Source organism: Pseudacidovorax intermedius (assembly GCF_003350475.1).
GTDB lineage: Bacteria > Pseudomonadota > Gammaproteobacteria > Burkholderiales > Burkholderiaceae_C > Xenophilus > Xenophilus intermedius.
The window spans coordinates 44,964-69,679 of sequence record NZ_QQAV01000002.1 but is presented as its reverse complement, the minus strand read 5'-3'; the positions used below and the strand labels follow the sequence as shown (position 1 = coordinate 69,679).

Sequence of the window (24,716 nt, the reverse complement as noted above, 5' to 3'; positions counted from 1 at the left end):
CCTCTCTCAGCCGGTCAGATGCGTCCCTCTTCCACCGCGTGACATGCGACGCGCACGCCGCCAATGGACAGCAGCGCCGGCCGCTCGGCCGAGCAGCGCGCATTGGCATGCGGGCAGCGCGGATGGAAGGCGCAGCCCGTGGGCGGGTTGAGCGGGTTGGGCACCTCGCCCTGCACGGGGGTGCGCGCACGGCCGGTGGCATGCATCTGCGGAATCGCGTCCAGCAGCATGCGCGTGTAGGGATGGCGCGGCTGCGCGAAGAGCTGCGCCTTGTCGGCCAGTTCCACCAGCCGGCCCAGGTACATCACACCCACCTGGTCGCTCACATGCCGAACCACGGCCAGGTTGTGCGAGATGAACAGGTAGGTCAGGCCGCGCTCGCGCTGCAGGTCCTTCATGATGTTGAGCACCTGCGCCTGCACGCTCACGTCCAGGGCCGAGGTGGGCTCGTCGCAGACCAGGAACTCGGGCGCCGTGGCCAGGGCCCGCGCGATGGAGATGCGCTGGCGCTGCCCGCCCGAGAACTGGTGCGGGTACTTGGTCATGTCCAGCGGCGACAGGCCGACCGAGCGCAGCAGCTCGCCCACGCGCTCGCGCACCGCCGCCTTCTCGCGCAGGATGCCGTGCTCGCGCAGCGGCTCGGCAATGATGTCCTCCACCACCCAGCGCGGATTGAGGCTGGCGTACGGGTCCTGGAAGATCATCTGGATGCGCCGGCGCAACTGCCGGCCGGCGGCGGTGCGGTAGGCCGCGTGCGCGTCCTGGCCGTCGAAGCGCATGCCGCCGCGCGTGGGCTCGTACAGGCCCACCAGCAGGCGGGCGACGGTGCTCTTGCCGCAGCCCGATTCACCCACCAGCGCCAGCGTCTTGCCGCGCTCGATCTCGAAGCTCACGCCGTCGACGGCATGCAGCAGGGTGCGGGGCTTGCGCTCCAGCACGCGGTTGAGCCAGGGGGCCGACACATCGAAGGTGCGGGCCAGGTCATGGGCGACGACCAGCGGCGCCGTGTCGGCGGCCGCGTCGGCTTTTGCGGAAGGCACGAACGCGGCACTCATTCGTCGATCCCCTGGACAGGCGTGGCGGCGTCGGGCGTGGCCCGCTCGCCCTGCGCCACGGCGGCCGCATGCTCGGCGGCCAGTCGGGCGTGGCCGCGGTGCGGATCGGCCCCGTCGTGCAGCCAGCAGGCGGCACGCGTGGCGCCAGCGGGCATCAGCTCGGGCCGCTCCTGAAGGCAGCGGTCGAACACGCGCGGGCAGCGCGGGTTGTAGGCGCAGCCCTTGGGAATGGCATTGAGACGCGGCATGGCGCCGTCGATCTGGTTCAGGCGCTCGCGGTCGCTATCCATCTCGGGAATCGACGCCATCAGGCCGCCCGTGTAGGGATGGGCCGGCTGGTGGATCACCTCGTGCACCGGCCCGATCTCCGCGATGCGGCCCGCGTACATCACGGCCACGCGGTCGCAGGTCTCGGCGATCACGCCCATGTCGTGGGTGATCAGCATGACGGCCGCGCCCCGCTCGCGGCACAGGCGCTTGAGCAACTGGATGATCTGCGCCTGGATCGACACGTCGAGCGCCGTGGTGGGCTCGTCGGCCACGATCAGCTGCGGCTCGGCCGCCAGCGCCAGGGCGATCACCACGCGCTGGCGCATGCCGCCGGAGAACTGGTGCGGATAGTGGTCGATGCGCTGCTCGGCGGCCGGGATGCCCGTGTCCTGCAGCAGCGCGATGGCGCGGCGCTTGGCCTCGGACTCGGTCACGGGCAGGTGCGCGCGGATGGTTTCCACCAACTGCCGGCCCACGGTGTAGAGCGGGTTCAGCGAGGTGAGCGGGTCCTGGAAGATCGCGCCGATCTTGCGGCCGCGGATGTGGCGCATCGGCTCGTAGCCGAGGTTGTCGATGCGCTGGCCCTGCAGCAGGATCTGTCCGCTGGCCACGCGCCCCGGTGGCTCCAGCAGGCCGATGATGGCCGCGCCCGTGAGCGACTTGCCCGCGCCCGACTCGCCCACTACGCCCAGGATCTCGCCCGGCGCGATGTCGAAGGAGATGTCGTCCAGCGCCCGCAGCGTGCCACGGCGGCCGGGGAATTCGACGACGAGGTTCTTGACCTGAAGAAGGCTCATGGCGGTACGTCCTTCTTTCACCGCAGTCGCGGATTCAAAGCATCGCGCAGCCAGTCGCCCAGCAGGTTCACCGACAGCGCGATCAGCACCAGCATGGCGCCAGGGAAGACGGTGATCCACCACTCGCCCGAGAAGAGGTAGTCGTTGCCCACGCGGATGAGCGTGCCCAGCGAGGGCGAGGTGGGCGGCACGCCCACGCCCAGAAAGCTGAGCGTGGCCTCGGTGATGATGGCCGTGGCCACCTGGATGGTGGCCAGCACCAGCACCGGCCCCGTCACGTTGGGCAGCACATGGCGCAGCATGATGCGCAGCGGCGCCACGCCGGTGACGCGCGCCGCCTGCACGTACTCCTTGCTGCGCTCCACCAGCGTGGAGCCGCGCACCGTGCGCGCGTACTGCACCCAGCCGGTGAGCGAGATCGAGATGATCAGCACGCCGAAGGCCAGCGACTCGTGCGCATTGGGGAAGAGCGCCCGGCCCACACCCGCGATCAGCAGCGCCACCAGGATGGGCGGAAAGGACAGCATCACGTCGCACAGCCGCATGAGGAATGCATCGAGCCAGCCGCCCAGGAAGCCGGCCAGCAGGCCCAGCAGCACGCCCACCACCACCGAGAGGATGACGGAGACGACGCCCACCACCAGCGAGATGCGGGCGCCGTAGATCAGCGCCGAGAGGATGTCGCGCCCCTGGTCGTCGGTGCCCAGCAGGTACTTGCTGCTGCCGCCCTCGCTCCAGGCCGGTGGCAGCCGCGCGTCGCCCAGCTCCAGCGAAGCAAGATCGAAGGGGTTGTGCGGCGCCACCCAGCCGGCGAACACCGAGCAGAAGATGCAGACGAAGGCGATGACCGCCGCCGCCACCGCCACGGGCGAGGTCCTGAAGCTGTGGCCGACATCGCTGTCGAACCAACGGAGGAGCGTGTTCTTCATCGAGGGAAAGTTTCTGGGCGCCGTGCGACGAGGCGCCCGGGGCCATGCAAAGCGAAGGGCATGCCGCCGGGCCGCCGTCTTGCGCGGCCGGGGCGGTGCCGGCGTGGGACTCAGCCGATGGCGGCCCTCACGCCCGGACGATCACTTGATGCTGATCCACTTGAAGGGCATGAAGTTGTCGGCGCGCTGGGTCAGCGACACCTTCTTGCTCACGCCCCAGGCCAGCGACTGCTGGTGCAGCGGCAGGTGGCCGATGTCGTCGGTGTGGATCTTGAAGGCCGCTTCGATCAGGCCCTGCCGCTTGGCCTTGTCGGTCTCGGACTTGATCTGGCCGATCAGTTCGTCGAGCTTGGGATTGCAGTAGGCGCCCAGGTTGAACTGGCCGCTGCCGTCCTTGTCGTTGGGGCAGCGCATCAGCGCGTCCAGCGCGTTGTGCGAATCGTAGGTGGTGGGCGTCCAGCCCAGCAGGTAGAAGCTGGTGTCGCGGCGCAGGATCTTGGGGAAGTAGGTGCCCTTGGTCTCGGCCGCCAGGTTGATCTTGACGCCGATGCGCGCGAGGTTGGCCGCCACGGCCTGGCAGACCTGCGCGTCGTTGACGTAGCGGTCGTTCGGGCAGTTCATGGTGACCTCGAAGCCACTGGGGTAGCCGGCGTCGGCCAGCAGCTTCTTGGCCGCCTCGGCGTCGTAAGGCAGGCGCTTGTCCTGGGCCTCGGTCCAGCCGTTGATGCCGGGGCCGACCATCAGCGCCGTGGGCCGCGAGGCGCCACGCATCACCGTCTTCTGGATGCCGTTGATGTCGATGGCCTGGTAGAAGGCCTGGCGCACGCGCTTGTCCTTGAAGGGGTTCTTGCCCTTCACGTTGGAGTACAGCAGTTCGTCGCGCTTCTGGTCCATGCCCAGGAAGATGGTGCGCAGCTCGGGGCCGACCACCACGCGCGCACTGGGGCTCGCATTGATGCGTGCGATGTCCTGCACGGGCACCGGCTCCATCACATCCACCTCTCCCGAGACCAGCGCCGCGACGCGCGTGGCGGGGTTGGCGATGGGCGTGAAGATCACCTCCTGCGCATTGCCTTCGATCTTGCCCCAGTAGTTCATGTTGCGCACGAACACCGTGCGGACGTTGGGCTGGCGCTCGCGCACGCGGAAGGGGCCGGTGCCGTTGGCCTTGAAGGAGGCCGTGTTCTCGATGCCCTTTCGTCGGTCCACCGGCTTCTCGGCCTTGTTCTCCTCGCACCACTTCTTGCTCATGATGGCGAGGTCGGACAACACGTCCGGCAGGATCGGGAAGGGGCCCTTCGTGACGATGTCCACGGCATGGTCGTTGACCTTGCGCACTTCCTGGATGTCGTTGACCTTGGCCTTCACATCGGAGCCGTCGCCGCCCGCACGGGCGATGCTGAAGATCACGTCGTCGGCCGTGAAGGGCGTGCCGTCATGAAAGGTCACGCCCTTGCGCAACTCGAAGCGCCAGGTGTCGGGCGCGGTCTGCTTCCAGGACGTGGCCAGGGCCGGCGCCAGGCTCAGGTCCTTGTTGCGGTCGGTCAGGCCCTCGTAGACGTTCAGGTCCACCGACAGCTGAAGCGATTCATTGAGCGAATGCGGGTCCAGCGACAGCGCGTCGCCCTGGTTGGCGATGCGCACCGTCTGGGCGCTGGCGATCAGGCTGGCCGCGGCCAGCACGGCCGCGACGGCGGCTTTTTTCTTGAAGCTCATGGAATCACTCCTCGGGTTGGTCAAGGCTCGGGACGATCGGTCATGGGGCCGCGGTGGCGGCCCTGTCTTGTGAGGCCGCGCGGGTTGCGACGGCCTCGGTACCCCGGACGGCTTCACCGGCCAGGGGCATACCCTGCTCCACCAGGCCCGCATGCAGCGCGGCGCCCAGAGGCAGGATGTCATCGTTGAAGTCGTAGCGGCTGTTGTGCAGGAAGGCGCCGCCGCGGGCGTCCTGGCCGAGGCGCAGATAGGCACCGGCCTTCTTCTGCAGCATGAAGGAGAAGTCCTCGGCGCCCATGCTGGGCTCGAGGTGGCGGTCGACATTGCCCTCGCCCACGATGGCGGCGGCCACGTCGGCAGCAAACTGGGCTTCGGGCGCGGTGTTGATGGTGGCCGGATAGATGCGCTCGTAGCTCACCTCGGCCGTGGCGCCGAAGGCGGCGGCCACCTGGGTGCACAGCTCGCGCAGGCGTTGCTCGACCTGCACCTGCACGCGCGAGTTGAAGGTGCGCACCGTGCCCACCAGCGTGGCGGTGCCGGGGATGACGCTGAAGGCGTCGAGGTCGCCCGCCTGAACCGCGCACAGGCTGACCACGGCTGCGTCGATGGGCCGAACGTTGCGCGAGGCGATGGTCTGCGCCGCCGTGATGATGTGTGCGGCCACCACCACCGGATCAACCGTCAGGTAGGCATGCGCACCATGGCCGCCCTTGCCCGTGATGCGGATGCTGATGCGGTCGGCCGCCGCCATCATGGCTCCGCGGTTGATGCCGATGGTGCCTGCGGGCAGCGCCGGCCAGTTGTGCATGGCGTAGACGGCATCGACGGGGAAGCGGTCGAACAGGCCGTCTTCGATCATCACGCGGGCGCCGGCGAAGCCCTCTTCGCCGGGCTGGAAGATCAGCACCGCGGTGCCGTCGAAGTTGCGCGTCTCGGCCAGGTAGCGGGCTGCGCCCACCAGCATGGCCGTGTGGCCGTCATGGCCGCAACCGTGCATCAGGCCCGACTTGGCCGAGCACCAGGGCAGGTCGTTGTCTTCCTTGATCGGCAGCGCGTCCATGTCGGCGCGCAGGCCGATCATGCGGCCGCTGGCGATGGAGCGGCCACGGATGATGCCGACGACGCCGGTCTTGCCGATACCGGTGTGGATCTCGTCCACGCCGCAGGCCTGCAGTGCAGCCTTGACCCGCCCCGAGGTGTAGACCTCCTCGAAGCCAAGCTCGGGGTTCGCATGCAGGTCGCGCCGGAAGGCGGTGAGTTCGGGATGGAAGCGGGCGATGTGCTCGAAGGCCCGGCCGTTCGCGTACAGGCGTTGTGTGTTCATGGCTGAAGGATCGCGGCGCGGCAAAAGGGTTCGCGCGGGCCCATCAGTGGCCGCCCGCCTTGCCCACGCGCAGCCGCGGATCGACGGCGAAGTACAGCAGGTCCACGACCAGGTTGATCACGACGAAGATCAACGCGATAAGGCACAGGTACGCCGCCATCACCGGGATGTCGGCGAAGGTCACGGCCTGGATGAAGAGCAGGCCCATGCCGGGCCACTGGAAGACGGTCTCGGTGATGATGGCGAAGGCGATCAGGCCGCCCAGTTGCAGCCCGGTGATGGTCATCACCGGCACCAGCGTGTTCTTGAGCGCGTGGCCGAAATGGATGGCGCGATTCGAAAGGCCCCGCGCCCGCGCGAACTTGATGTAGTCGGTGCGCAGCACCTCGAGCATCTCGGCGCGCACCAGCCGCATGATCAGCGTCAGCTGGAAGATCGCCAGCGTCACGGCCGGCAGCACCAGGTGGTGCCAGCCGTCGAGCGTGAGCAGGCCCGTCCGCCACCAGCCGATCTGCACCACGTCGCCTCGTCCGAAGCTGGGGAACCAGCCCAGGTGCACCGCAAACACCAGGATGAGCAGGATGCCGATCAGGAAGGTGGGCAGCGAGACGCCCAACAGAGACAGCGTCATGAACATCTGGCTCATGAAGCTGCCGCGGCGCAGTGCCGCATACACGCCCATCGGAATGCCCAGCAGCAACGCGAGTCCTGCTGCAACCAGCGCCAGTTCCAATGTGGCAGGAAAGCGCTCGGCGATGAGGCCGGACACCTTGGCACCCTGGCGCAGGCTAAGGCCGAACTCGCCCTGGGCCGCGTTGATCAGGAAGTGCCAGTACTGCACGAAGAAGGGCTGGTCGAGGCCGAGTGCCGAACGCAACTCGCGGATCTGATCGGGCGTCGCATCCTGCCCCAGGAGGAAGACCACTGGATCGCCCACATACTGAAAGAGCAGGAAGGCGATGAAGGCCACCGCCACCATGACGATGACGGCCTGGATGAGGCGGCGCAGGACGAAGGCGAGCATGCGTGGGGAAATTCCTCGAAGCAGGATGCAGAGCAAAGGACATGCCCAGACCGCATCCCGGCCGCAGGGAGCATAAGACCAAACACCGCGCCCAGCGCCCTGTTTTGGTTCATGGAAAGCACTAGGGCGCGCAGCGCCGACCGGGGGCGACCAGCGCGTCGGCAGTGCGCCGCAACACCCCTTGAGATCGGCACTCCAGTCAAAACAGTGAAGGCCCGCGGCCATGAAAAAAGCCACCCGGCTTGCACCGGGTGGCTTTGTCGAACTTGGTCGTCAGCTGGCTTTCGCCAGCATCGGATTAGAACGAGTGGCGGATACCGAAGTCGTAGCCCACCGAGTTCTTCGGCAGGTACGTGCCCGTGCCGAAGGCGTTGGTGAAGGTGGCAACGTACGGAGCCGTGATGTTGCCCGAACCAGCGCTGTAGTCGGCGCCGTTCTTGTTCTTGATGTAGGCCACGGTGGCGTACAGGGCGGTGCGCTTGCTCAGGTTGTGAACATAGCCCAGAGCCAGCTGGTCAGCCTTCGGAGCGTTGTACGTGAAGAAGGGGTTCGTCAGGTACACCAGGGGGCTCTGGTCGACCTTGGTCTTCACGTGGCCGTAGGAAGCCTTGATCTGACCAGCGCCGACCGGCACGGTCACGCCCAGCAGGTAGCCGTCGAGCTTCGTGTCGGGGTTGAACAGGGGCTGGTTGCCGCCCGAGTAGTCAACGGTGCCCTTGACGTTCACGTACTGAGCGAACAGCTTGGCGACGCCGAAGTCGTAGCTGCCGCCGACGTTGAAGTTCTTCGACAGGTTGTTGGTGCCAACTGCGAAGTTCGACGTGTTGATCTGCTCGCCGTAGGCAACAGCAACGTCCAGGGGACCGTTGGCGTAGCCGAAGCGACCACCCCAGTAACGGCCACCGCGGCTGTTGTTGTTGGCGCTGGCTTGCAGGAAGTTGTCGTACTTCGTCTGCTCGCTGAAGCTATACATCGCCTGGCCATAGAAACCACCCAGGTTCGGGGGCAGGAAGTAGCCGACGCTGTTGTTGGCGCGAACGTTCGACGTTTCGATGCCAGGCAGGGCGGTGCTGCCGCTGATAGCGCGCTGCACCAGGGCGGTGCCGGCGCCGTTCGTGCCGAACGGATCGAACACGGTCAGGTTCCAGAACGTCGGCTTGTAGTCACGACCCAGACGCACTTCACCGAAGGGGCCCGACAGGCTCACGGTGGAACGGCGCTGGAAGTTGAAGCCGCTGGCGGTGCCGTCGTCGTTCGACAGCGCGCCTTCCAGCCAGAAGCTGGCAGCCAGACCGCCACCCAGGTCTTCCACACCGCGGAAGCCCAGACGGCTGGAGCTGTTGGCCGAGTTGTTCAGGCCGGTCTTGCTCACCGAGGTCGACTGGGGCAGGAACGCGTAGGCGAACGGGTTGGCCAGCAGAACCGCGGGGTTGGTCACCAGTTCGCTCTTGTTCGACACGCCGCTCACGGAAGCGTCAACGATACCGAACAGGGTCACCGACGATTGGGCCGAGGCCACACCGGCGACAGCCAGGGCAGCCAGAGCAACTAGAGATTTTTTCATTGCAAGTTTCTCCAAGGTTAAACATAGGGCGCCGGTGCGAAGGGTTCACCGCGCTGGCACATGCTGTGCTCCCGCCGGGCCCCGGGCCAACCTCCTTTTGGGAAGTTGTCGCTATTGCACCAGACGCTCGGCGCCACGGCAAAGCAAATTGGGCCAAATCTGGAGAGCGCTCCGCGTTTCGTTGCAGCAGTACAACAAGGTCAGGGTGCACTCCCGCTCGCGCATAGACCACAGAAGTTTCACATAGAGAAAAGCATCGAAACCTTGTTGCAAGCGAGGCGCCCGCGGGATGCGTTCCAATGGCGACATGAGTTCATCTGTCGATGCTTGTATCAGCGCTCTGGATAGCGCGCTGCGCACGATTTGGGGTAGCCCACGCGCCAGCATGCCATCACCCGCCCGAGCCGTAGCGGGTTCCGAAGCACGGTTGTCCGCCGCCGAACGCACAGAGGCTGGCGCGCTGATGCGCGTCAATCACGTGGGCGAGGTATGCGCACAGGCGCTCTACAGTGCGCAGGCGGTGACTACCGCCGACCCGTTACTGAAACAGGAGTTGCTGCGCGCGGCACAGGAGGAAACGGATCACCTCAGCTGGACGCGCGAGCGCCTCGACAAGCTCGGTGCTCGACCTTCACTGCTGAATCCACTCTGGTACAGCGGCGCCTTCGCACTGGGGCTGATTGCTGGTCGTTTGGGTGACAGATGGAGTCTGGGCTTCGTCCAGGAGACGGAAAGGCAGGTCGAGGCGCATCTGGACGGCCATCTCAGTCGTCTGCCCGCCGGCGATGTCGCCTCCCGCGCGGTAGTCGCCCGCATGAAGGCGGACGAAGCCGCTCACGCCGCCTGGGCAGAAGAGGCGGGCGGGCTGCCACTGCCCGCCCCGGCAAAGGCGCTCATGCGCGCGGCCGCGCGTGTCATGACCACCGTCGCCCATCGAATCTGATCACGCCATGCGCCTCACCGACCGGTAGCGCGGCGGGCGCCCAGTGAACGCGATATCTCAGGCCGAGGCGGCTCGAGCGCTGTCCACGAGTTCATAGCTCGTGGTGATCTGCGCTGTCTTGGCCAGCATGATGCTGGCTGAACAGTAAGTTTCGTGACTCAGCGAGATCGCCCGCTCGACGGCCGCCTCCGGAATCGCACGGCCGGTCACCGTGAAGTGCATATGGATCCTGGTGAAGACCTTGGGATCCTTTTCCGCGCGTTCGCTGGTGAGGCGCACGCTGCAGCCTTCCACCTGATGACGTCCGCGGCGAAGGATCATGACGACGTCGTAGGCGGTGCATCCCCCAGTTCCCGCCAGGACGGTCTCCATCGGCCGCGGGGCGAGGTTCTGCCCCCCGTTCTCAGGCCGTGCAGCGTCCGGCGCGCCGTCCATGGTCAAGATGTGACCGCTGCCCGTCTCAGCAACAAAGCCCATGGATGAGCGCGTCCCGGCGTGGCCGGTCCAACTGACTGTGCATTCCATCTGTAAGACTTCCTGACCCGCCTCCGTGAACTGCTTCACCGCATGACGGGCATCTGTAGAAATGTTGCGCTTCCGCATCACCCACTTGTTGCGATGCAGCATTGCTTTGCTATACTTTAGCCCAACGCATACCTCAGGGTATGCCCCAGTTGTCTCCTCCACCCTCCCAATTGGTGGATTTGGCCCCGAGTCGCAAGACTCGGGGCTTTTTTCTTTGGCTTGTGGGTTCGTGCGAGCAGCGGCCACTCTAGAAGATCGTGGGCAACCCTAGCTGCTCTGGCTGCCCTGGCTGTCGCCGGTGTGGCCTCGGCCCAATCGTCGGTTGAGCTGTTCGGCATCGTGGATGCCTCGATCAGCAGTGTTTCCAACAAAAGTGAACTGGCTCAAGACCCGCTGACGGTGCTGGCCAACCCTCTGGCTTACGCATTGCTGCCCAGCACGGCAAAGGCCAGCAAGACCGGCCTAAACAACTCGGCCAACAGTTCCAGCCGCCTGGGCTTCCGCGGCAAGGAAGATCTGGGGGGCGGACTTGCAGCCAGCTTCTGGCTGGAAGGTGCGCTGTCGAACGACGACGGTACCGCCAGCGGCCTCAGTTTCCAGCGTCGCTCAACCGTGAGCCTGTCGGGCCCCTTCGGTGAAGTGCGCCTGGGCCGTGACTACAAGCCCACGTTCTGGAATCTGACCGTGTTCGATCCGTTCGGCACGAACGGCGCGGGCTCGGCACTGGTGCAGCGCGCCGCCGGCGCCTTCGAAGCCAACAACGTGCGCAGCAACAACTCGATCGGCTACTTCCTGCCCGGCAATCTGGGAGGCTTCTACGGTCAACTGCAGTACGCATTCCATGAGCAAGGCAAGTACGACAGTGCCATCCAAAGCAGCCTGAACGACAACAGCCGGGGCGGCCGGTACTGGGGCGGCCGCTTCGGCTATGCCAACGGCCCCGTGGATGTCGCCCTATCCTACGGTGAACAGAACGCCAAATCGTCGTACGCCCTAGGAGCCGACGCATTGGTCAAGAACTTCAGCTTGGCTGGCAGCTACGACTTCGGCGCCGCCAAGCTGTTTGCCCAGTACCAGAACACCAAGAGCGTGATCGACTACTCCGAGAACGCGCCCCTGTTCAATCCTGCGACCAAGTTGGATGGCTATCTGCTGGGCGTGACCGTTCCGGTCGGCGCAGGCGTGATCAAAGCCTCCTATGGCAACGTGAAGATCAAGACGGACCAAAACCCGCTCTCCACCTTCAGCTACAGCCCCCCCAAGGCTGATCAACTGGCTGTCGGTTACGTTCACAACCTGAGCAAGCGCACCGCCCTGTACGCCACCGTGGCTTACATCAAGAACAAGAACGGCGCCAACTTCAGTGCAGGCTCAAACAGCATCACGGCTCCGACCGTGGTGTCGATCACGAATGGCACCGCCGTCGGAGGCTATACGCCGAAGACCTCGGTCGGCTACGACCTGGGTATTCGTCACTCCTTCTGATGCAAGCTGGCGTGAGCCAGTTGTCGAAGACTCTTGAAAGCCACCCAGCCAGAGCCGGGTGGCTTTTCGCGCTAGTTGCGCTGCTGCGCTCCCTAATCCCCGCGGCCACGCCGGCTCTGCAGCAGCCCCACATTCATTTCCCCACTCAGGATCGACGCATAGAAGCGCTCGATCATGTTGACGCTGGTCCGCGCGTTGCGGGCCAACGTGAGCATGTCAATCCCCTGACCGTAGAGCAGACGCAGGGTGATCGCCGTGTGGCGAAGGCAATACAGCGTTCGCTTCTGCCCAAGCGGGCCGGTCTCGAGGCCGGCCTCCTGGAGCACCCATTTGAAGAAGAAGTTGAGGACCGCGAGCGCGTGCTCTCGATTCTTCAATTCAGGGAAGAAGAGGTAGTCATCGGGCGCCACCTCGCCTCTCGCGCGACGGTAGCTGCGGAGCACCTCATAGACCTGAACGGCAGGCCGAAGACTCACCATCGGCTGGCTGTGCCGCTTGGTCTCGGGCAACCGCATGCGCAGGTACACATGCTTGCCACGCACGACGTCGATGTGGCGATGCCTCACGCTCTTGATGTCACTGGGGCGCACGAAGGTGTTCACCATCCACCGGATCAGCCACGGCAACTCCCGGGGCATGTAGAGCAACTCGCGCGCAATCCAGAAGCGCTCGCCGGGCTGCAGCGTCTCGAGGACGGGATGGGGTTGACCTACCAACCGCCTCGCGGTGGCAACCAGGCGCCGGTACTCCGCCACGCTGAAGCTGCCACGCGGCTGGCTGCGGATCTTGACCTTGGGCAGCCGCGGCATCTCATCGAGCACGCCAATCAGCACGCCATGCATCAAGGTCTTGCGCAGCAGGACCATGTACTGCGCGATCGTCGTGCTGGTGAAGTCCTGCTCCCCCAGGCGATCGATCAACTCCTGCGCGGCCACCCCATCCACGTCGCGCGCCAGCCGGTCACCCAGCAAGGGCAGCAGGTGGGCATCCATGCGGTTGCTCATGATCTGCCAGCTCCCCCACGCAATCTCCTTGCGCTGCACGCGAGCACGCTCCGCCTGCAGCAAGCCCATCGCGAGGTCTCTGACAAAAACGTCTGACGACTCTTTCTTAATTGTTAAGAGCTTGGGGGGCACGGGGTCCCCGGGATGTACTCGCCCCGAAAAAGCGGAATCGTTGGCCGCTTGCACTGCTGTTAAGCGGAAGATGACATTCGTGTCCATACCGCTTCCTGGGTGCAAAACGAGTGCCGCGTATCATCAAACGCTGTTCTCATTGGTCCTCCCCTTCGCCATGCCAACCAGCCAGGGACCGGCGCTGACGCCCGCCGACTATCTCAAAAAAATTCTGACCGCTCGCGTGTATGACGTGGCCATCGAATCGGCGCTGGAACCTGCGCGCGCATTGAGTGAAAGAGTTGGCAATACGGTGTTGCTCAAGCGTGAAGACCAGCAACCTGTCTTCAGCTTCAAGCTGCGTGGCGCCTACAACAAGATGGCCCATCTGTCGGCGGAGCAACTGGCGCGCGGCGTCATCTGCGCATCCGCAGGCAACCATGCGCAAGGGGTCGCCCTGGGTGCGCGCAAGCTGGACACCCGGGCGGTCATCGTCATGCCGGTCACGACGCCTCAGCTCAAGATCGACGCGGTACGCGGGCTGGGCGGCGAGGTCCACTTGCACGGCGACAGCTATTCCGATGCCTATCAATACGCGTTGACGCTGCAGGAACGAGAAGGCCTCACCTTCGTGCATCCTTTCGACGATCCGGAGGTCATTGCCGGCCAAGGCACGATCGCGATGGAGATCCTTCGCCAGCACCAGGGCCGGCTGGACGCCGTCTTCGTCGCCATCGGCGGCGGCGGGTTGATTTCAGGCGTCGCCAATTACATCAAGGCGGTCAGGCCGGACATCCGCGTGATCGGCGTCCAGATGAACGACTCGGACGCCATGATGCAATCCGTGGCCGCCAAGCATCGCGTCACGCTGCCGGATGTCGGCCTGTTCTCCGACGGCACGGCCGTCAAGCTGGTGGGCGAAGAGACCTTCCGCATCGCCAGTGACCTCGTCGACGAGTTCATCACGGTGGACACCGACGCCGTCTGCGCCGGCATCAAGGACGTCTTCATCGACACGCGCAGCATCGTCGAGCCCGCGGGCGCACTGGCCGTCGCCGCGATCAAGCAGTACGTGCAAACGCACGGAAATCGGGGCGAGACCTATGCCGCCATTTTGTGCGGCGCCAACATGAACTTCGATCGGCTGCGCTTCGTGGCCGAACGCGCAGAGGTGGGCGAGGAGCGCGAAGCGCTGTTCGCCATCACCATCCCCGAGGAGCGTGGCAGCTTCCGGCGCTTTTGCGAACTGGTGGGCCAGTTGCCAGGCGGCCCGCGCAACGTGACGGAGTTCAACTACCGCATCAGCGACGCGCAGCAGGCCCATGTGTTCGTCGGCCTGACGACGCAGCAGCGCGGCGAATCCCCCAGCATTGCCCATCTGTTCCAAAGCCACGGGTTCGGCGCACTCGACCTCACCCACGACGAGTTGGCCAAGGAGCACGTGCGCTACATGGTGGGCGGGCGCAGCGGTCTGGCGAGCGACGAGCGGCTGCTGCGCTTCATCTTTCCGGAGCGGCCCGGCGCGTTGCTGAAGTTCCTGAGCCTGATGAAGCCGAACTGGAACATCAGCCTGTTCCACTACCGCAACCAGGGCGCGGACTATGGGCGCATCCTCGTCGGCCTGCAGGTGCCGGCGGCGGAAGACGGTGTGTTCCAGGCCTTCCTGGACGAACTGGGCTATCCCTTCATCGAAGAGACCGCCAACCCCGCCTATCGCCTCTTCCTCCAGGCCTGAACAACCGCAGGTTCAGATCAAGGCTCGGCCGCCCGCGGCGGCCCATTCACGGCCAGCGGGCGCGACGGCACCATCAAACGAAAGCCGGTGCCACCGGTCGCCGGTCCGATGTGCACCCCCGCGGTATCGATGGACTGCAGCACCAACTGACCGTCGAAGGCCGCACCGGTGCGATAGGAACGCGGCGGCTTGCCATCGACCGCGATGAGCGCGGCGCCACCGCCTTCGCGGTCGGCCGCCACCCCCAGCAGCCTGAATCGGCTGGCCACGTCCGGCGCGACCGGCGCGCTGGCCGCCACCTTCAATGCACCGAAGGCGCGAGCCACCTCCGCGGTCTGCACGCTCAACACCGGCGCAGCCACCGGCGGCGGCAGCATGGACCCGGCGGGCGAGGCGAGCCGCAACCCCCAATAGACAGCGCTCGCAGCGGCGGCCGCCCAGAGCACGGCAGTGATCAAGGCCACGGGCCATCGGGAAGGTACGGGCAACGCACTCGTCATATGCGGGCATTATCATGCGCCGCCCATGACAGCTTCCTACAAACGCAACCGGCAGAGCCATCTCCAGCGCGGCTTCACGCTCATCGAACTGATGGTCGTGCTGGTGATCATCGGCGTGCTCGCCGCCCTGATCGTGCCCAATGTGATCGGCCGCGCGGACGACGCGCGGGTGACCGCCGCCCGCACGGACGTCAACAACCTGATGAACGCGCTCAAGATGTACCGTCTGGACAACCAGCGCTACCCGACGAGCGAACAAGGCCTGCAGGCCCTGGTCACGCGGCCGACCACCGGCCCCGCCGCGCCCAACTGGAAGCCATACGTCGACAAGCTGCCCAACGATCCCTGGGGCCGGCCCTACCAGTACGTGAATCCGGGCATCAAGGGCGAGGTGGATGTGCTTTCGCTCGGCGCCGACGGCCAGCCCGGGGGCGAGGGCAACGATGCCGACATCGGCAGCTGGCAGTAGCCACCTGCGCCGCCACGCCGCCGGCTTCACGCTGATCGAGCTGCTGGTGGTGGTCGCGATCATCGCCTTCGCGACCGCGGGCGTCGGCTTCGCCTTGCGCGACACGGCGCGCGCCAGCCTGGACCGCGAGGCCGAGCGGCTCGTCGCCCTGCTCGAAGCCGGCCGCGCCCAGGCCCGCGCCAGCGGGGCATCGGTGCGCTGGCGTGTCACGCAGCAAGGCTTCGTTTTCGACGGTGTACCGCCCGGCGCCCTTCCCCAGGATTGGCAGATGGCGGGCGTGAGCGCCCAGCCCCTCGATGCGGCCGGCCGCCCGGTGGCGTCGCTGCTGCTGGGACCGGAGCCCATCATCGGTGCGCAGCAGGTGCTGATCCGCGGCGAAGGCCCGCCTGTGCAGGTGCTGCGATTGGCCACCGACGGACTTCGTCCCTTCTCCGTGGTCGATCCGGGGTCGCCATGAAGGCAGGCAGGACCGCTCCGATGCGCTCTTGCCGCTCCGGTGGAGCGGACGCTGCGGCCAGGAGGCCGGCCCTGCCCCGTCACCACGGCTTCACGCTGGTCGAGGTGCTGGTCGCCCTGGCGATCGTCGCCATCGCCCTGGCGGCCGGGGCGCAGGCCACCAACGCGCTCACCCGCAATGCACAGCGCCAGTCCGACATGGTGCTGGCCCAGCTGTGTGCCGAGAACCAGCTGATCCAGCTGCGCCTGTCGCCGCAGATGCCGCCGGTGGGCGAGAGCAGCCAGGGCTGCGAGCAGGCCGGCGTGCAGCTGGATGTGGGGGTGTCCACCACCCCCACCCTCAACCCCAACTTCAACCGCATCGACGTGCAGGTGCGCGATGCGCAGCGCTGGCCGCTGCTGCGTCTGTCCACCGTGATCGGTCGCTACTGATGAGGAGGCACCGCAGGGCCCCCGGGGCCGCCGTCCGCCTGCGCGGCTTCACGCTGGTCGAACTGCTGGTCGCGCTGGCGGCGATGGCCCTGCTGGCACTGATCAGCTGGCGAGGGCTGGACAGCATGGCCCGCGCCCAGTCGCAGCACAGCGCGCGCGACGAAGCCGTGCTGGTGCTGCAGACGGCGCTCGCCCAGTGGGGCGCCGACCTGGACGGCGCCACGAATTTCGGCAACACGCCCGCGCTGGACTGGAACGGCCGCGTGCTGCGCATCACCCGACAGGCCGTCGACGCCCAGGGCAGCCCCGCCGCGCGGGTGATCGCCTGGACGGTCGGCGCCACCGCCGACGGCAGCAGCAGCTGGCTGCGCTGGCAGTCGCCGCCGCTGGCCAGCCGTGCCGACTGGACCCAGGCCTGGGGCACGGCCGCGGCGTGGGCCGAGTCCGCCCTGCCCGGCGCCGACGCGGCCGCCACGCGCGTCCTGCCCGCGGCCAGCTGGAACGTGGGCTACTTCCGCAATGGCGCCTGGAGCGTGGCGGTCCAGGCACAGGCCCTGGGCACGGCCACGCTGCCCGACGGCGTCCGGCTGCAACTGCAGTTGCCACCCGGGCCCGGACTGTCGGGACTGATCACGCGCGACTGGCTGCGCCCCACCTGGGCCGGCGCCAAGACCTCATGACCGTCCCACCCGTCCCCCTTCGGCGGCAGCGAGGCGCCGCCCTGCTCACGGCGCTGATCACCGTCACCCTGGTGGCGACGCTGGCGGCGGCGGCGTTGTGGCGCCAGTGGCGCGCCACCGAGGTGGAAGCCGCCGAACGCTCCCGCCTCCAGGCCTCGCTGGTGCTCGCCGGCGCGCTGGACTGGTCGCGGCTCATCCTGGCCGAGGACGGGCGCACCGGCGGCGCCGACCACCTCGCCGAGCCCTGGGCGGTGCCGCTGGCCGAGGCCAAGCTCACCAGCTTCCTGGCCGCCGACAAGAACGTGGCCAGCGACGCGCTGGAAGGCCTGCCCGATGCCTTCCTGTCGGGCTCGATCACCGACGCGCAGTCGCGGCTGAACCTGCGCAACCTCGTCGATGCCAGCGGCCGGCCGGTGCTGCGCGCCGTGGCCGCCACGCGCAAGCTCTTCGATCTGCTGGACCTGCCGCCGGGCCAGGTGGACACGCTGGTCCAACAGATGCGCCGGGCCCTGCTCGCCGGCGGCGTGACCCAGACCCCATCCTCCGCCACCGGCACGGACGGCACAGCCACAGCCACGGCCAGCGGGACAACGGCCTCGGCAGCCTCCGCCTCTGCCGACGACGCCAGCCCCTCCGAGGGCGCACCGCTCATGCCCCAGCGGGTGGAGCAGCTCGGGTGGCTGGGCCTGCCGGCCGACACCGTGGCGGCCATCGCGCCCTACGTGACGCTGTTGCCGGCGAACACGCCGGTCAACCTCAACACGGCGAGCGCCGAGGTGATCTTCGCCGCCGTCGATCAGATCGACATGGCGGGCGCCCGCAAGCTGGTCGAAGTGCGCCGACGCAAGTTCTTCTCCGACCTGGCCGAGGCATCGCAGCAGCTGAGTTCGGCCACGGACGTGCAGCTCACGCCCGGCCAGGTTGGCATCTCGACCAGCTATTTCGAAGTGCGCGGCCGGCTGCGCATGGACCGCTACTGGGTCGAGGAGGCCTCGCTGCTGCACCGCACGGGCACCACGGTCAGCATCATCTGGCGCCAGCGCAATGCCGGGGTTCAACCGACTGGCGGATCGGGCTGAACATCGGAAAATCTTTCCGCCCCCTGTGCCCAGCCCCGCCGCCGAGCCCCCACAAAACGCCGTCATGGATCTGTCTTGCGCCCCCTCCACAATGCCGCCTCCGCTGTTCAGCGGAGGCCGGGTGCACGACCCTGCTGCCTAGAATGAAAAACTTTCCGCGACACGCGCCATGGCCCTGATCCTCGTCCAGCCGCCGCCTCCGTCCGCGCCTGGCCTGGGCTCCGTGGCCTGGGCGCATTGGTCTTCCGACGGCCGCCAGCTGGTGGGTCAGGGTGAATCGCCCATCTCCCTGCTGCCGGGCCAGCACGAGCTGGTGCTGATCGTGCCTGCCTCCGCGCTGTCGTGGCATTCCGTCTCGCTGCCGCCGGGCAGCCTGCAGAACGCGGCGCGGCTGCGCAGCGTGCTGTCGGGCCTTCTGGAAGACCGGCTGCTCGACGATCCGGAACAGTTGCACTTTGCCCTCGCTCCCGGCGCGCAGGCCGGTGCGCCCGCCTGGGTGGCCACCTGCCGCCGCGACTGGCTGCAGACCACGCTCCAGGCCATCGAGGCCACGGGGCGACGCGTCAGCCGGCTGGTGCCCGAATTCGCGCCCCAGCCCGAGGGCCAGCGTCCCAACGTCTTCGTCACCGGCGATGCCGACGCGCCCTGGCTGACCCTCTGCGATGCGCAAGGCGTGCTGCGGCTGCCGCTGTCGGCCAGCACCGCCGCGCTCGCAGTGGCCCAGTCGGAAGCCGGCGAGGCGATGGCCGAGCCGGCGGTCGCGGCCGTGGCCGAGCAGCTGCTCGGCCGCGCCCTGCCCCTTCTGCCGGCCGCCGAGCGCTGGCTGCAGGCCAGCCAGTCGGGTTGGGATCTGGCCCAGTTCGAGTTCGCCACCACCGGTAGTGCACGCGCCCGCAAGCAGGCTGGCGCACTGATGGCGGCGGTGTGGCGCGCGCCACGCTGGCGGGCCGCACGCTGGGGTGCGGCCCTGCTCGTCGTGCTGCAGCTCGTCGGCCTCAATGCCTGGGCCTTCAAAGAGCGGCGCGCGCTGGAGGCCAAGCGCCAGCAGGTGCGGCAGGTGCTCACTCAGACCTTTCCGCATGTGTCGGTTGTGCTCGATGCGCCGCTGCAGATGTCCCGCGAGGTGGCGGCACTGCAGGCAGCCACGGGCGGACTCACCCCAGCCGATTTCGAGCCGATGCTCGCTGCCCTGTCAGGCAGCCTGCCGGCCGGCCGCGTCCCCACGGCCATCGACTACAGCGGCAGCCAGTTGCGCCTGCGCGGTGTGACGCTGTCGCCGGCAGAGATGGAGTCCGTGCAGGCCGGTCTGCGCAGCCGTGGCTACAACGCACGGGGCGAGGGCGACCTGCTGCTGGTGCAGGCGGAGACCGCGCGATGAGCGCCCCGACTCCCGTGCGGGCGTGCGGCATGCGTACCGTCCACCATTCCCGCATGGCTCGGACGGCATCGGCCGCCGCCCCGGCAATCCCGACCGAGAAGGCTCTTCCGTGAACCGCCGCCCTGCCTCCAAGGCCCGCCTGCAGACCTGGTGGGCCACGCTGGCCCCGCGCGAGCGGCGCCTGGCCGCCATCGCCGCCGCACTTGTGGGTGTGGCGCTCCTGTGGTGGGTGGCGCTGGCACCCGCCCTGCGCACCCTGTCGGCGGCACCGGCCGCCCATGCCGCGCTGGACGCCCAGCTGCAGCAGATGGCGTCCTTGCAGGCCCAGGCCCGGGCCCTGCAGGGCCAGCCCCGGCCCAGCCGGGAAGACGCCCTGCGCGGCATCGAGAGCGCCGCACACCAGGGTCTCGGGCCGGAAGCGCAGGTACGCGCCGCAGGGGGCGATGCCGTGGCCGTCGGCCTGCGCAGCGTGCCGGCGGCCCAGTTGGCGGAGTGGCTTTCCCAGGCCCGCGCCAACGCCCGCGCCGTGCCGCGCGAGGCGCACCTCACCCGCGCGCAGGCCTCAGCCCCGAGCGGCCCCGGTGCCGCCAATGCGACGGCCGCGCCGGGCGTGGTGCAGCCGTCCTGGCAGGGCACGCTGGTCATGGGCCTGCCCGCCTCCCGCTGACATGGCTCTGCGCACTGCCGCCGCCGTCCGACGGGAGCCGCGCGCGCCCTGGCGCTGGGCCGTGGCCGGCGCCCTGTTCGGTGCGCTGGTGGCAGCCGTGCTGTGGGCGCCGGCCCGCTGGCTGGCGCAGGGGCTGGACTCGGCCACCGGCGGCCAGTTGCAGCTGCGCAATGCGCGCGGCACCGTCTGGCAAGGCAGTGCCGCCGTCGTGCTGGCCAGCAGCGCGGGCGGCGTCGACCGGATCGCGCTGCCGGGCCGCATGCAATGGCAGCTGCGCCCCGCCTGGCTGGGCGTGCGCGGCCAGCTCGAACTCGGCTGCTGCACGCAGGGCCCGCTGGGCTTTGCGGCCGGCTCTGCTGGCAGCGCCGGCTTCCGCCTGGCCTGGGACGACGGCCGCAGCCGCTGGCCCGCAGCCATGCTGGCCGGCCTGGGCGCGCCCTGGAACACCTTGCGGCTCGACGGCGCGCTCGACCTGCGCACCGAAGCCTTCGCGCTGCGCTGGTCGCAGGGCCGCCTGGCCCTGGACGGCCGCGCCGTGCTCGACGCGACCGACCTCAGCTCCAGCCTCAGCACGCTGCGCCCGATGGGCAGCTACCGCCTGGTGCTCGACGGCGGTCCCGCGCCCAGCCTGCTGCTGACCACCACCCAGGGCGCGCTGCGCCTGTCGGGTAGCGGCCGCTGGAACGGCAACACCATGCGTTTCGGGGGCGAGGCCAGCGCCGCGCCCGGCAGCGAGGACGCCCTCGCCAATCTCCTGAACATCATGGGGCGGCGCGAAGGCGCGCGCTCCATCATCAATCTCGGTTGACCATGAAGCCTTCCCTCACCCTGGGCGCCCGCGCCGCCCGTGCCCTGCTTGCCGTGCTCGCGCTGCAGGCGATCGCTCCGGCCGCGATGGCCCAGGATGCCGCCAGCCCGGCCGTGCGCCGCGGCGAGCCCATCACGCTCAACTTCGCCAATGCCGACATCGAGGCCGTGGCCCGCACCATGGGCGTGATCACGGGCCGGGACGTGGTGGTCGATCCACGCGTCAAGGGCACGATCACGCTGCAGACCGACCGCCCGCTGCCGCCCGCAGCGGCCTTCGACCAGTTCGCCGCCGCGTTGCGGCTGCAGGGCTTCTCGATCGTGCAGTCGGATGGCCTGTTCAAGGTGCTGCCCGAGGCCGATGCCAAGTTGCAGAGCGGCACGGTCACCACCTCGGTGGGCGGTGCGGGTGGCGTGAGCGGCAGCCAGATGATCACGCAGGTGTTCCGGCTCAACCACGAGTCGGCCAACAACCTGCTGCCGGTGCTGCGGCCGCTGATCCCGCCCAACAACACGATCAACGCCAACCCGGGCAACAACTCGCTGGTCATCACCGACTACGCGGACAACATGCGCCGGCTGGCCCGCATCATCGCGGCGCTGGACGTGCCCAGCGCCTCGGACATCGAGGTGATTCCGCTGCGCTACTCCATCGCCTCGGACATGGTGCCGCTGGTGCAGCGCCTGATCGACGGCGGCGGCGGCGGTGGTGGAATCGCGGGCGTGGCGGCGGGAGGCACCCCGACGGGCGGCGCCGAAACAGGCTTCCGCACCGCGCTGCTGGCCGATCCGCGCAGCAACGCGCTGATCGTGCGCGCCGCCACGCCGGCGCGGCTGCAGCTGATTCGCTCGCTGGTCGACAAGCTCGACCGCCCGGCCGCGGACACGGGCAACGGCGCGGCCGGCAACATCTACGTCGTCTATCTCAAGAACGCCGACGCGGTGCGCCTGGCGGCCACGCTGCGCGCCGCCATGGCGGCCGGACTGGCCAACGCGGCCAATGGCGCCGCCGGCGCCGGGGCGCAGAGCGTCACCAGCACGGCCGCTTCGCCACAGTCGGCGGCCAACACGCTGCAGGCTGGGCTATCAAGCCTGACCAGCAGCGCCGCCAGCACGCCGGTCAACAACGCCAACCAGCCCTCCACCGGCGGGCAGATCCAGGCCGACCCGTCCACCAACTCGCTCATCATCACGGCGCCCGAGCCGCAGTACCGCCAGCTGCGTGCGGTGATCGAAAAGCTGGACAGCCGCCGCGCCCAGGTGCTGATCGAGACGCTGATCGTCGAGGTCAATGCCGACAAGGCCGCCGAATTCGGCGTGCAGTGGCAAAGCGCGCTGGGCAGCAACGGCAGCAGCAACGTCGGCGTGATCGGCACCAACTCCAGCCTGGCAGGCGCCAACATCATCAACCTCGCCGTGGGCCTGGCCACCAAGAGCGCCACCACCTTGCCGTCGACGGGTTTCAACTTCGGCATCGGCCACAAGTACGGCGACAACTACGTGCTGGGTTTCCTGGCGCGCTTCCTGGCCTCCAACGGCGAGGGCAACGTGCTGTCCACGCCCAACCTGCTGACGCTGGACAACGAGGAAGCCAAGATCGTCGTCGGCCAGAACGTGCCCTTCGTCACCGGCCAGTACACCAACACCGGCAGTGCCACCACGCAGGTCAACCCCTTCCAGACCATCGAGCGCAAGGACGTGGGCCTGACGCTGCGGGTGCGGCCGCAGATCAGCGAGACCGGCACCGTCAAGATGACGATCTTCCAGGAGGTCTCGGCGGTGGTGGCCTCGTCGGTTAACAACGTCAATGGCCCGACCACCAGCAAGCGCGCGATCGAGTCCAGCGTGCTGGTGGACCAGGGTGGCATCGTGCTGCTGGGCGGCCTGCTGTCGGACGAGTATTCCGCCTCGCAGGAGAAGGTGCCCGGCCTGGGCGACGTGCCCATCATGGGCAACCTGTTCAAGAGCGAGACACGCCGCCGCAACAAGACCAACCTGATGGTCTTCCTGCGCCCGACCATCGTGCGCGACCAGCTCTCCAGCGACGCCATCACGGCCGACCGCTACGACACGCTGCGCGCCCTGCAGCAGGCCAGCCAGCCCCCCACCGACAACCCCATGCTCAACAACGTGCGCGATTCCTTCGTGCTGCCGCCGCTGCCGGCCGTTCAGGGCGTGGGCGACGACAGCCGCCGCATCGACGGCACGCGCCTGATCCCGCCGCCGCTGCCACCCGCCGTGCCCGGCCCGCTGTCGCCGGATGCGCTCAGCCGTGCCCCGCTCAAGGGCGCCCTGCCGCCCACCGACGACCCGGCCTCGCGCCGCGAGATGCCCTGATGCCGGCCCTGCGCCATCCCCTGCCCTATGGCTTCGCGCGCAGCCAGCAGCTGCTGCTGGAAGAGGACGACGCCGGCCGGCTGACGCTGTGGATGCCGGTGGGCGCCCCCGCCAGTGCGGTGGGCGAGGTGTTGCGGAAGTACCCGGCCGCGCAGGTCGACCTGCTGCCCGCGGACCAGCTGGCGCAGCGCATCAGCGCCGCCTATGCGCAAGGCGAATCGAATGCCGCTGCCATCGTGAGCGAGGTCGAGACCGACGCCGACCTCTCGCGCATGATGCAGGAGCTGCCAGCGGTGGAAGACCTGCTGGAATCCGCTGGCGACGCGCCCATCATCCGCATGCTCAACGCCCTGCTCACGCAGGCCGCGCGCGACGGCGCCAGCGACATCCACATCGAGCCCTACGAGCGGACCTCGGCGGTGCGCTTCCGCATCGACGGCACCTTGCGCGAGGTAGTGCAGCCCAACCGCGCGCTGCATGCGGCGCTGATCTCGCGCCTGAAGATCATGGCCGACCTCGACATCGCCGAAAAGCGGCTGCCGCAGGACGGCCGCATCTCGCTGCGCATCGGCACGCGGGCGGTGGACGTGCGGGTGTCCACCCTGCCCTCGGCCCATGGCGAGCGCGCCGTGCTGCGCCTTCTGGACAAGAGCGAGAGCAAGCTCAGCCTCGAATCGGTAGGCATGCTGGGCGACACGCTGCAGCGCTTCGAGACGCTGATCCAGCAGCCGCACGGCATCATCCTGGTGACCGGTCCCACGGGCTCGGGCAAGACCACCACGCTCTATGCGGCGCTGTCGCGGCTCGATGCCGGCAGCAGCAACATCATGACGGTGGAAGACCCGATCGAGTACGAGCTGCCCGGCGTCGGCCAGACGCAGGTCAATGCCCGCATCGAACTCACCTTCGCCAAGGCCCTGCGCGCCATCCTGCGTCAGGACCCGGACGTGATCATGATCGGCGAGATCCGCGACTTCGAGACCGCGCAGATCGCCATCCAGGCCTCGCTGACGGGCCACCTGGTGCTGGCCACGCTGCACACCAACGACGCCGTGAGCGCCGTTACCCGCCTGACCGACATGGGCGTGGAGCCCTTCCTGCTGTCGAGCTCGCTGCTGGGCGTGCTGGCCCAGCGGCTGGTGCGCAAGCTGTGCCCGCATTGCGCCGCGCCCGGCCCCGATGGCCAGATGCAGCCCGTGGGCTGCGAGGCCTGCGGGCACACGGGCTACCAGGGCCGAACCGGCATCTTCGAGCTGCTGGTGGCCGATGATGCCGTGCGTGCGCTGGTGCACAACCGTGCGCCCGAGAGCGAGCTGCTGGCTGCGGGCGCGCGCGGCGGCCTGCGCTCCATGCGCGCCGACGGCGAGCGGCTGGTGGCGGCCGGCATCACCTCGCGCGCCGAACTGCTGCGCGTGACGCGGGACTGAGC

At 68.2% G+C, this 24,716-nt stretch carries 23 protein-coding genes; 13 read left to right on the top strand and 10 right to left on the bottom strand.

All coding sequences use genetic code 11. The features are described from left to right. Positions 1-14 precede the first annotated feature (14 nt). The 7 genes from DFR41_RS06995 to DFR41_RS06965 all read right to left on the bottom strand — a co-directional run bounded on the left by DFR41_RS06995 (position 15) and on the right by DFR41_RS06965 (position 8,679). The gene (locus tag DFR41_RS06995; RefSeq protein WP_114802252.1) at positions 15-1,055 is read right to left on the bottom strand and encodes an ABC transporter ATP-binding protein; all 1,041 of its coding nucleotides are present in this window, start codon (positions 1,053-1,055) and stop codon (positions 15-17) included. Further along, a complete protein-coding gene (locus tag DFR41_RS06990; RefSeq protein ID WP_114802251.1) occupies positions 1,052-2,122 on the bottom strand; it encodes an ABC transporter ATP-binding protein in 1,071 nt (356 codons plus the stop codon). Before DFR41_RS06990 ends, DFR41_RS06995 begins: the two co-directional genes overlap by 4 nt. Positions 2,123-2,139: 17 nt before the next feature. After that, a complete protein-coding gene (locus DFR41_RS06985; protein WP_017758599.1) occupies positions 2,140-3,051 on the bottom strand; it encodes an ABC transporter permease in 912 nt (303 codons plus the stop codon). A gap of 141 nt (positions 3,052-3,192) precedes the next feature. After that, positions 3,193-4,767 carry an ABC transporter substrate-binding protein gene (locus DFR41_RS06980; protein ID WP_114802250.1) on the bottom strand — a complete coding sequence of 525 codons (1,575 nt, stop codon included), beginning with the start codon at positions 4,765-4,767 and terminating at the stop codon, positions 3,193-3,195. Positions 4,768-4,807: 40 nt separating this feature from the next. Next, positions 4,808-6,091: a M20 aminoacylase family protein gene (locus DFR41_RS06975; RefSeq protein WP_114802249.1), complete on the bottom strand. Its 1,284-nt coding sequence runs from the start codon at positions 6,089-6,091 to the stop codon at positions 4,808-4,810. A gap of 43 nt (positions 6,092-6,134) precedes the next feature. Further along, positions 6,135-7,115, bottom strand: coding sequence for an ABC transporter permease (locus DFR41_RS06970; protein WP_114802248.1), 981 nt, complete (start codon positions 7,113-7,115; stop codon positions 6,135-6,137). A 298-nt stretch (positions 7,116-7,413) separates the two neighbouring features. Beyond that, on the bottom strand, positions 7,414-8,679 hold the full coding sequence (locus DFR41_RS06965) for a porin (RefSeq protein ID WP_114802247.1): 1,266 nt from the start codon (positions 8,677-8,679) through the stop codon (positions 7,414-7,416). Positions 8,680-8,986: 307 nt separating this feature from the next. Between DFR41_RS06965 and coq7 the strand changes: the two genes are divergently transcribed. After that, positions 8,987-9,622 (top strand): 2-polyprenyl-3-methyl-6-methoxy-1,4-benzoquinone monooxygenase, encoded by a 636-nt coding sequence (gene coq7 / locus DFR41_RS06960; RefSeq protein WP_043113298.1) that lies wholly within the window; start codon positions 8,987-8,989, stop codon positions 9,620-9,622. Between the two features lie 57 nt (positions 9,623-9,679). On the opposite strand, the gene DFR41_RS06955 is transcribed toward coq7, so the two are convergent. Continuing rightward, positions 9,680-10,147 (bottom strand): OsmC family protein, encoded by a 468-nt coding sequence (locus DFR41_RS06955; protein ID WP_043113299.1) that lies wholly within the window; start codon positions 10,145-10,147, stop codon positions 9,680-9,682. A gap of 276 nt (positions 10,148-10,423) precedes the next feature. Here DFR41_RS06955 and DFR41_RS06950 point away from each other — a divergent pair, with 276 nt between their 5' ends. Then, positions 10,424-11,632 (top strand): porin, encoded by a 1,209-nt coding sequence (locus DFR41_RS06950; RefSeq protein WP_425326692.1) that lies wholly within the window; start codon positions 10,424-10,426, stop codon positions 11,630-11,632. A 92-nt stretch (positions 11,633-11,724) separates the two neighbouring features. Here the strand turns inward: DFR41_RS06950 and DFR41_RS06945 are convergent, their stop codons facing one another. Beyond that, a complete protein-coding gene (locus tag DFR41_RS06945; RefSeq protein WP_017758009.1) occupies positions 11,725-12,705 on the bottom strand; it encodes a site-specific integrase in 981 nt (326 codons plus the stop codon). Between the two features lie 220 nt (positions 12,706-12,925). Between DFR41_RS06945 and ilvA the strand changes: the two genes are divergently transcribed. Then, on the top strand, positions 12,926-14,482 hold the full coding sequence (ilvA, locus tag DFR41_RS06940) for a threonine ammonia-lyase, biosynthetic (protein ID WP_114802523.1): 1,557 nt from the start codon (positions 12,926-12,928) through the stop codon (positions 14,480-14,482). 17 nt (positions 14,483-14,499) lie between these two features. Here ilvA and DFR41_RS06935 read toward each other — a convergent pair whose 3' ends face one another. Beyond that, positions 14,500-14,946: a type II secretion system protein N gene (locus tag DFR41_RS06935; protein ID WP_170159329.1), complete on the bottom strand. Its 447-nt coding sequence runs from the start codon at positions 14,944-14,946 to the stop codon at positions 14,500-14,502. Positions 14,947-15,007: 61 nt separating this feature from the next. Here DFR41_RS06935 and gspG point away from each other — a divergent pair, with 61 nt between their 5' ends. The 10 genes from gspG to gspE all read left to right on the top strand — a co-directional run bounded on the left by gspG (position 15,008) and on the right by gspE (position 24,714). Beyond that, a complete protein-coding gene (gspG, locus tag DFR41_RS06930; RefSeq protein ID WP_017758012.1) occupies positions 15,008-15,451 on the top strand; it encodes a type II secretion system major pseudopilin GspG in 444 nt (147 codons plus the stop codon). Continuing rightward, positions 15,426-15,908 carry a prepilin-type N-terminal cleavage/methylation domain-containing protein gene (locus DFR41_RS06925; protein ID WP_017758013.1) on the top strand — a complete coding sequence of 161 codons (483 nt, stop codon included), beginning with the start codon at positions 15,426-15,428 and terminating at the stop codon, positions 15,906-15,908. The genes gspG and DFR41_RS06925 overlap by 26 nt, the downstream gene beginning before the upstream one ends. A gap of 20 nt (positions 15,909-15,928) precedes the next feature. Beyond that, positions 15,929-16,339, top strand: a complete 411-nt coding sequence (gene gspI, locus DFR41_RS06920) for a type II secretion system minor pseudopilin GspI (protein ID WP_196933620.1) — start codon at positions 15,929-15,931, stop codon at positions 16,337-16,339. Next, entirely contained in the window at positions 16,339-17,019 is a 681-nt protein-coding gene (locus DFR41_RS06915) for a PulJ/GspJ family protein (protein ID WP_114802244.1), read from the top strand. The genes gspI and DFR41_RS06915 overlap by 1 nt, the downstream gene beginning before the upstream one ends. Further along, positions 17,016-18,098, top strand: coding sequence for a type II secretion system minor pseudopilin GspK (gspK, locus tag DFR41_RS06910; protein ID WP_114802243.1), 1,083 nt, complete (start codon positions 17,016-17,018; stop codon positions 18,096-18,098). Before DFR41_RS06915 ends, gspK begins: the two co-directional genes overlap by 4 nt. Before the next feature lie 169 nt (positions 18,099-18,267). Then, complete coding sequence (gene gspL / locus DFR41_RS06905) at positions 18,268-19,476, top strand: type II secretion system protein GspL (RefSeq protein WP_114802242.1); 1,209 nt, start codon at positions 18,268-18,270, stop codon at positions 19,474-19,476. Positions 19,477-19,585: 109 nt separating this feature from the next. Next, a complete protein-coding gene (gene gspM, locus DFR41_RS06900) occupies positions 19,586-20,143 on the top strand; it encodes a type II secretion system protein GspM (RefSeq protein ID WP_244917687.1) in 558 nt (185 codons plus the stop codon). Between the two features lies 1 nt (position 20,144). Next, positions 20,145-20,951: a type II secretion system protein N gene (gspN, locus tag DFR41_RS06895; RefSeq protein WP_114802241.1), complete on the top strand. Its 807-nt coding sequence runs from the start codon at positions 20,145-20,147 to the stop codon at positions 20,949-20,951. A 2-nt stretch (positions 20,952-20,953) separates the two neighbouring features. After that, a complete protein-coding gene (gene gspD, locus DFR41_RS06890; protein ID WP_114802240.1) occupies positions 20,954-23,287 on the top strand; it encodes a type II secretion system secretin GspD in 2,334 nt (777 codons plus the stop codon). Next, positions 23,287-24,714, top strand: coding sequence for a type II secretion system ATPase GspE (gene gspE, locus DFR41_RS06885; protein ID WP_211322560.1), 1,428 nt, complete (start codon positions 23,287-23,289; stop codon positions 24,712-24,714). Before gspD ends, gspE begins: the two co-directional genes overlap by 1 nt. Positions 24,715-24,716: the final 2 nt, after the last annotated feature.

Bases quoted from the DNA above. Each gene is read 5' to 3' on its own strand.
- DFR41_RS06955 (WP_043113299.1), bottom strand. From the start codon at position 10,147: ATGGAATGCACAGTCAGTTGGACCGGCCACGCCGGGACGCGCTCATCC.
- gspN (WP_114802241.1), top strand. From the start codon at position 20,145: ATGGCTCTGCGCACTGCCGCCGCCGTCCGACGGGAGCCGCGCGCGCCC.
- gspD (WP_114802240.1), top strand. From the start codon at position 20,954: ATGAAGCCTTCCCTCACCCTGGGCGCCCGCGCCGCCCGTGCCCTGCTT.
- gspG (WP_017758012.1), top strand. From the start codon at position 15,008: ATGACAGCTTCCTACAAACGCAACCGGCAGAGCCATCTCCAGCGCGGC.
- DFR41_RS06915 (WP_114802244.1), top strand. From the start codon at position 16,339: ATGAGGAGGCACCGCAGGGCCCCCGGGGCCGCCGTCCGCCTGCGCGGC.
- DFR41_RS06975 (WP_114802249.1), bottom strand. From the start codon at position 6,091: ATGAACACACAACGCCTGTACGCGAACGGCCGGGCCTTCGAGCACATC.
- DFR41_RS06945 (WP_017758009.1), bottom strand. From the start codon at position 12,705: ATGGGCTTGCTGCAGGCGGAGCGTGCTCGCGTGCAGCGCAAGGAGATT.
- DFR41_RS06925 (WP_017758013.1), top strand. From the start codon at position 15,426: ATGCCGACATCGGCAGCTGGCAGTAGCCACCTGCGCCGCCACGCCGCC.
- DFR41_RS06990 (WP_114802251.1), bottom strand. From the start codon at position 2,122: ATGAGCCTTCTTCAGGTCAAGAACCTCGTCGTCGAATTCCCCGGCCGC.
- ilvA (WP_114802523.1), top strand. From the start codon at position 12,926: ATGCCAACCAGCCAGGGACCGGCGCTGACGCCCGCCGACTATCTCAAA.
- gspL (WP_114802242.1), top strand. From the start codon at position 18,268: ATGGCCCTGATCCTCGTCCAGCCGCCGCCTCCGTCCGCGCCTGGCCTG.
- DFR41_RS06965 (WP_114802247.1), bottom strand. From the start codon at position 8,679: ATGAAAAAATCTCTAGTTGCTCTGGCTGCCCTGGCTGTCGCCGGTGTG.
- gspK (WP_114802243.1), top strand. From the start codon at position 17,016: ATGACCGTCCCACCCGTCCCCCTTCGGCGGCAGCGAGGCGCCGCCCTG.
- gspE (WP_211322560.1), top strand. From the start codon at position 23,287: ATGCCGGCCCTGCGCCATCCCCTGCCCTATGGCTTCGCGCGCAGCCAG.
- DFR41_RS06995 (WP_114802252.1), bottom strand. From the start codon at position 1,055: ATGAGTGCCGCGTTCGTGCCTTCCGCAAAAGCCGACGCGGCCGCCGAC.
- coq7 (WP_043113298.1), top strand. From the start codon at position 8,987: ATGAGTTCATCTGTCGATGCTTGTATCAGCGCTCTGGATAGCGCGCTG.
- DFR41_RS06980 (WP_114802250.1), bottom strand. From the start codon at position 4,767: ATGAGCTTCAAGAAAAAAGCCGCCGTCGCGGCCGTGCTGGCCGCGGCC.
- DFR41_RS06985 (WP_017758599.1), bottom strand. From the start codon at position 3,051: ATGAAGAACACGCTCCTCCGTTGGTTCGACAGCGATGTCGGCCACAGC.
- DFR41_RS06970 (WP_114802248.1), bottom strand. From the start codon at position 7,115: ATGCTCGCCTTCGTCCTGCGCCGCCTCATCCAGGCCGTCATCGTCATG.
- gspI (WP_196933620.1), top strand. From the start codon at position 15,929: ATGCGCTCTTGCCGCTCCGGTGGAGCGGACGCTGCGGCCAGGAGGCCG.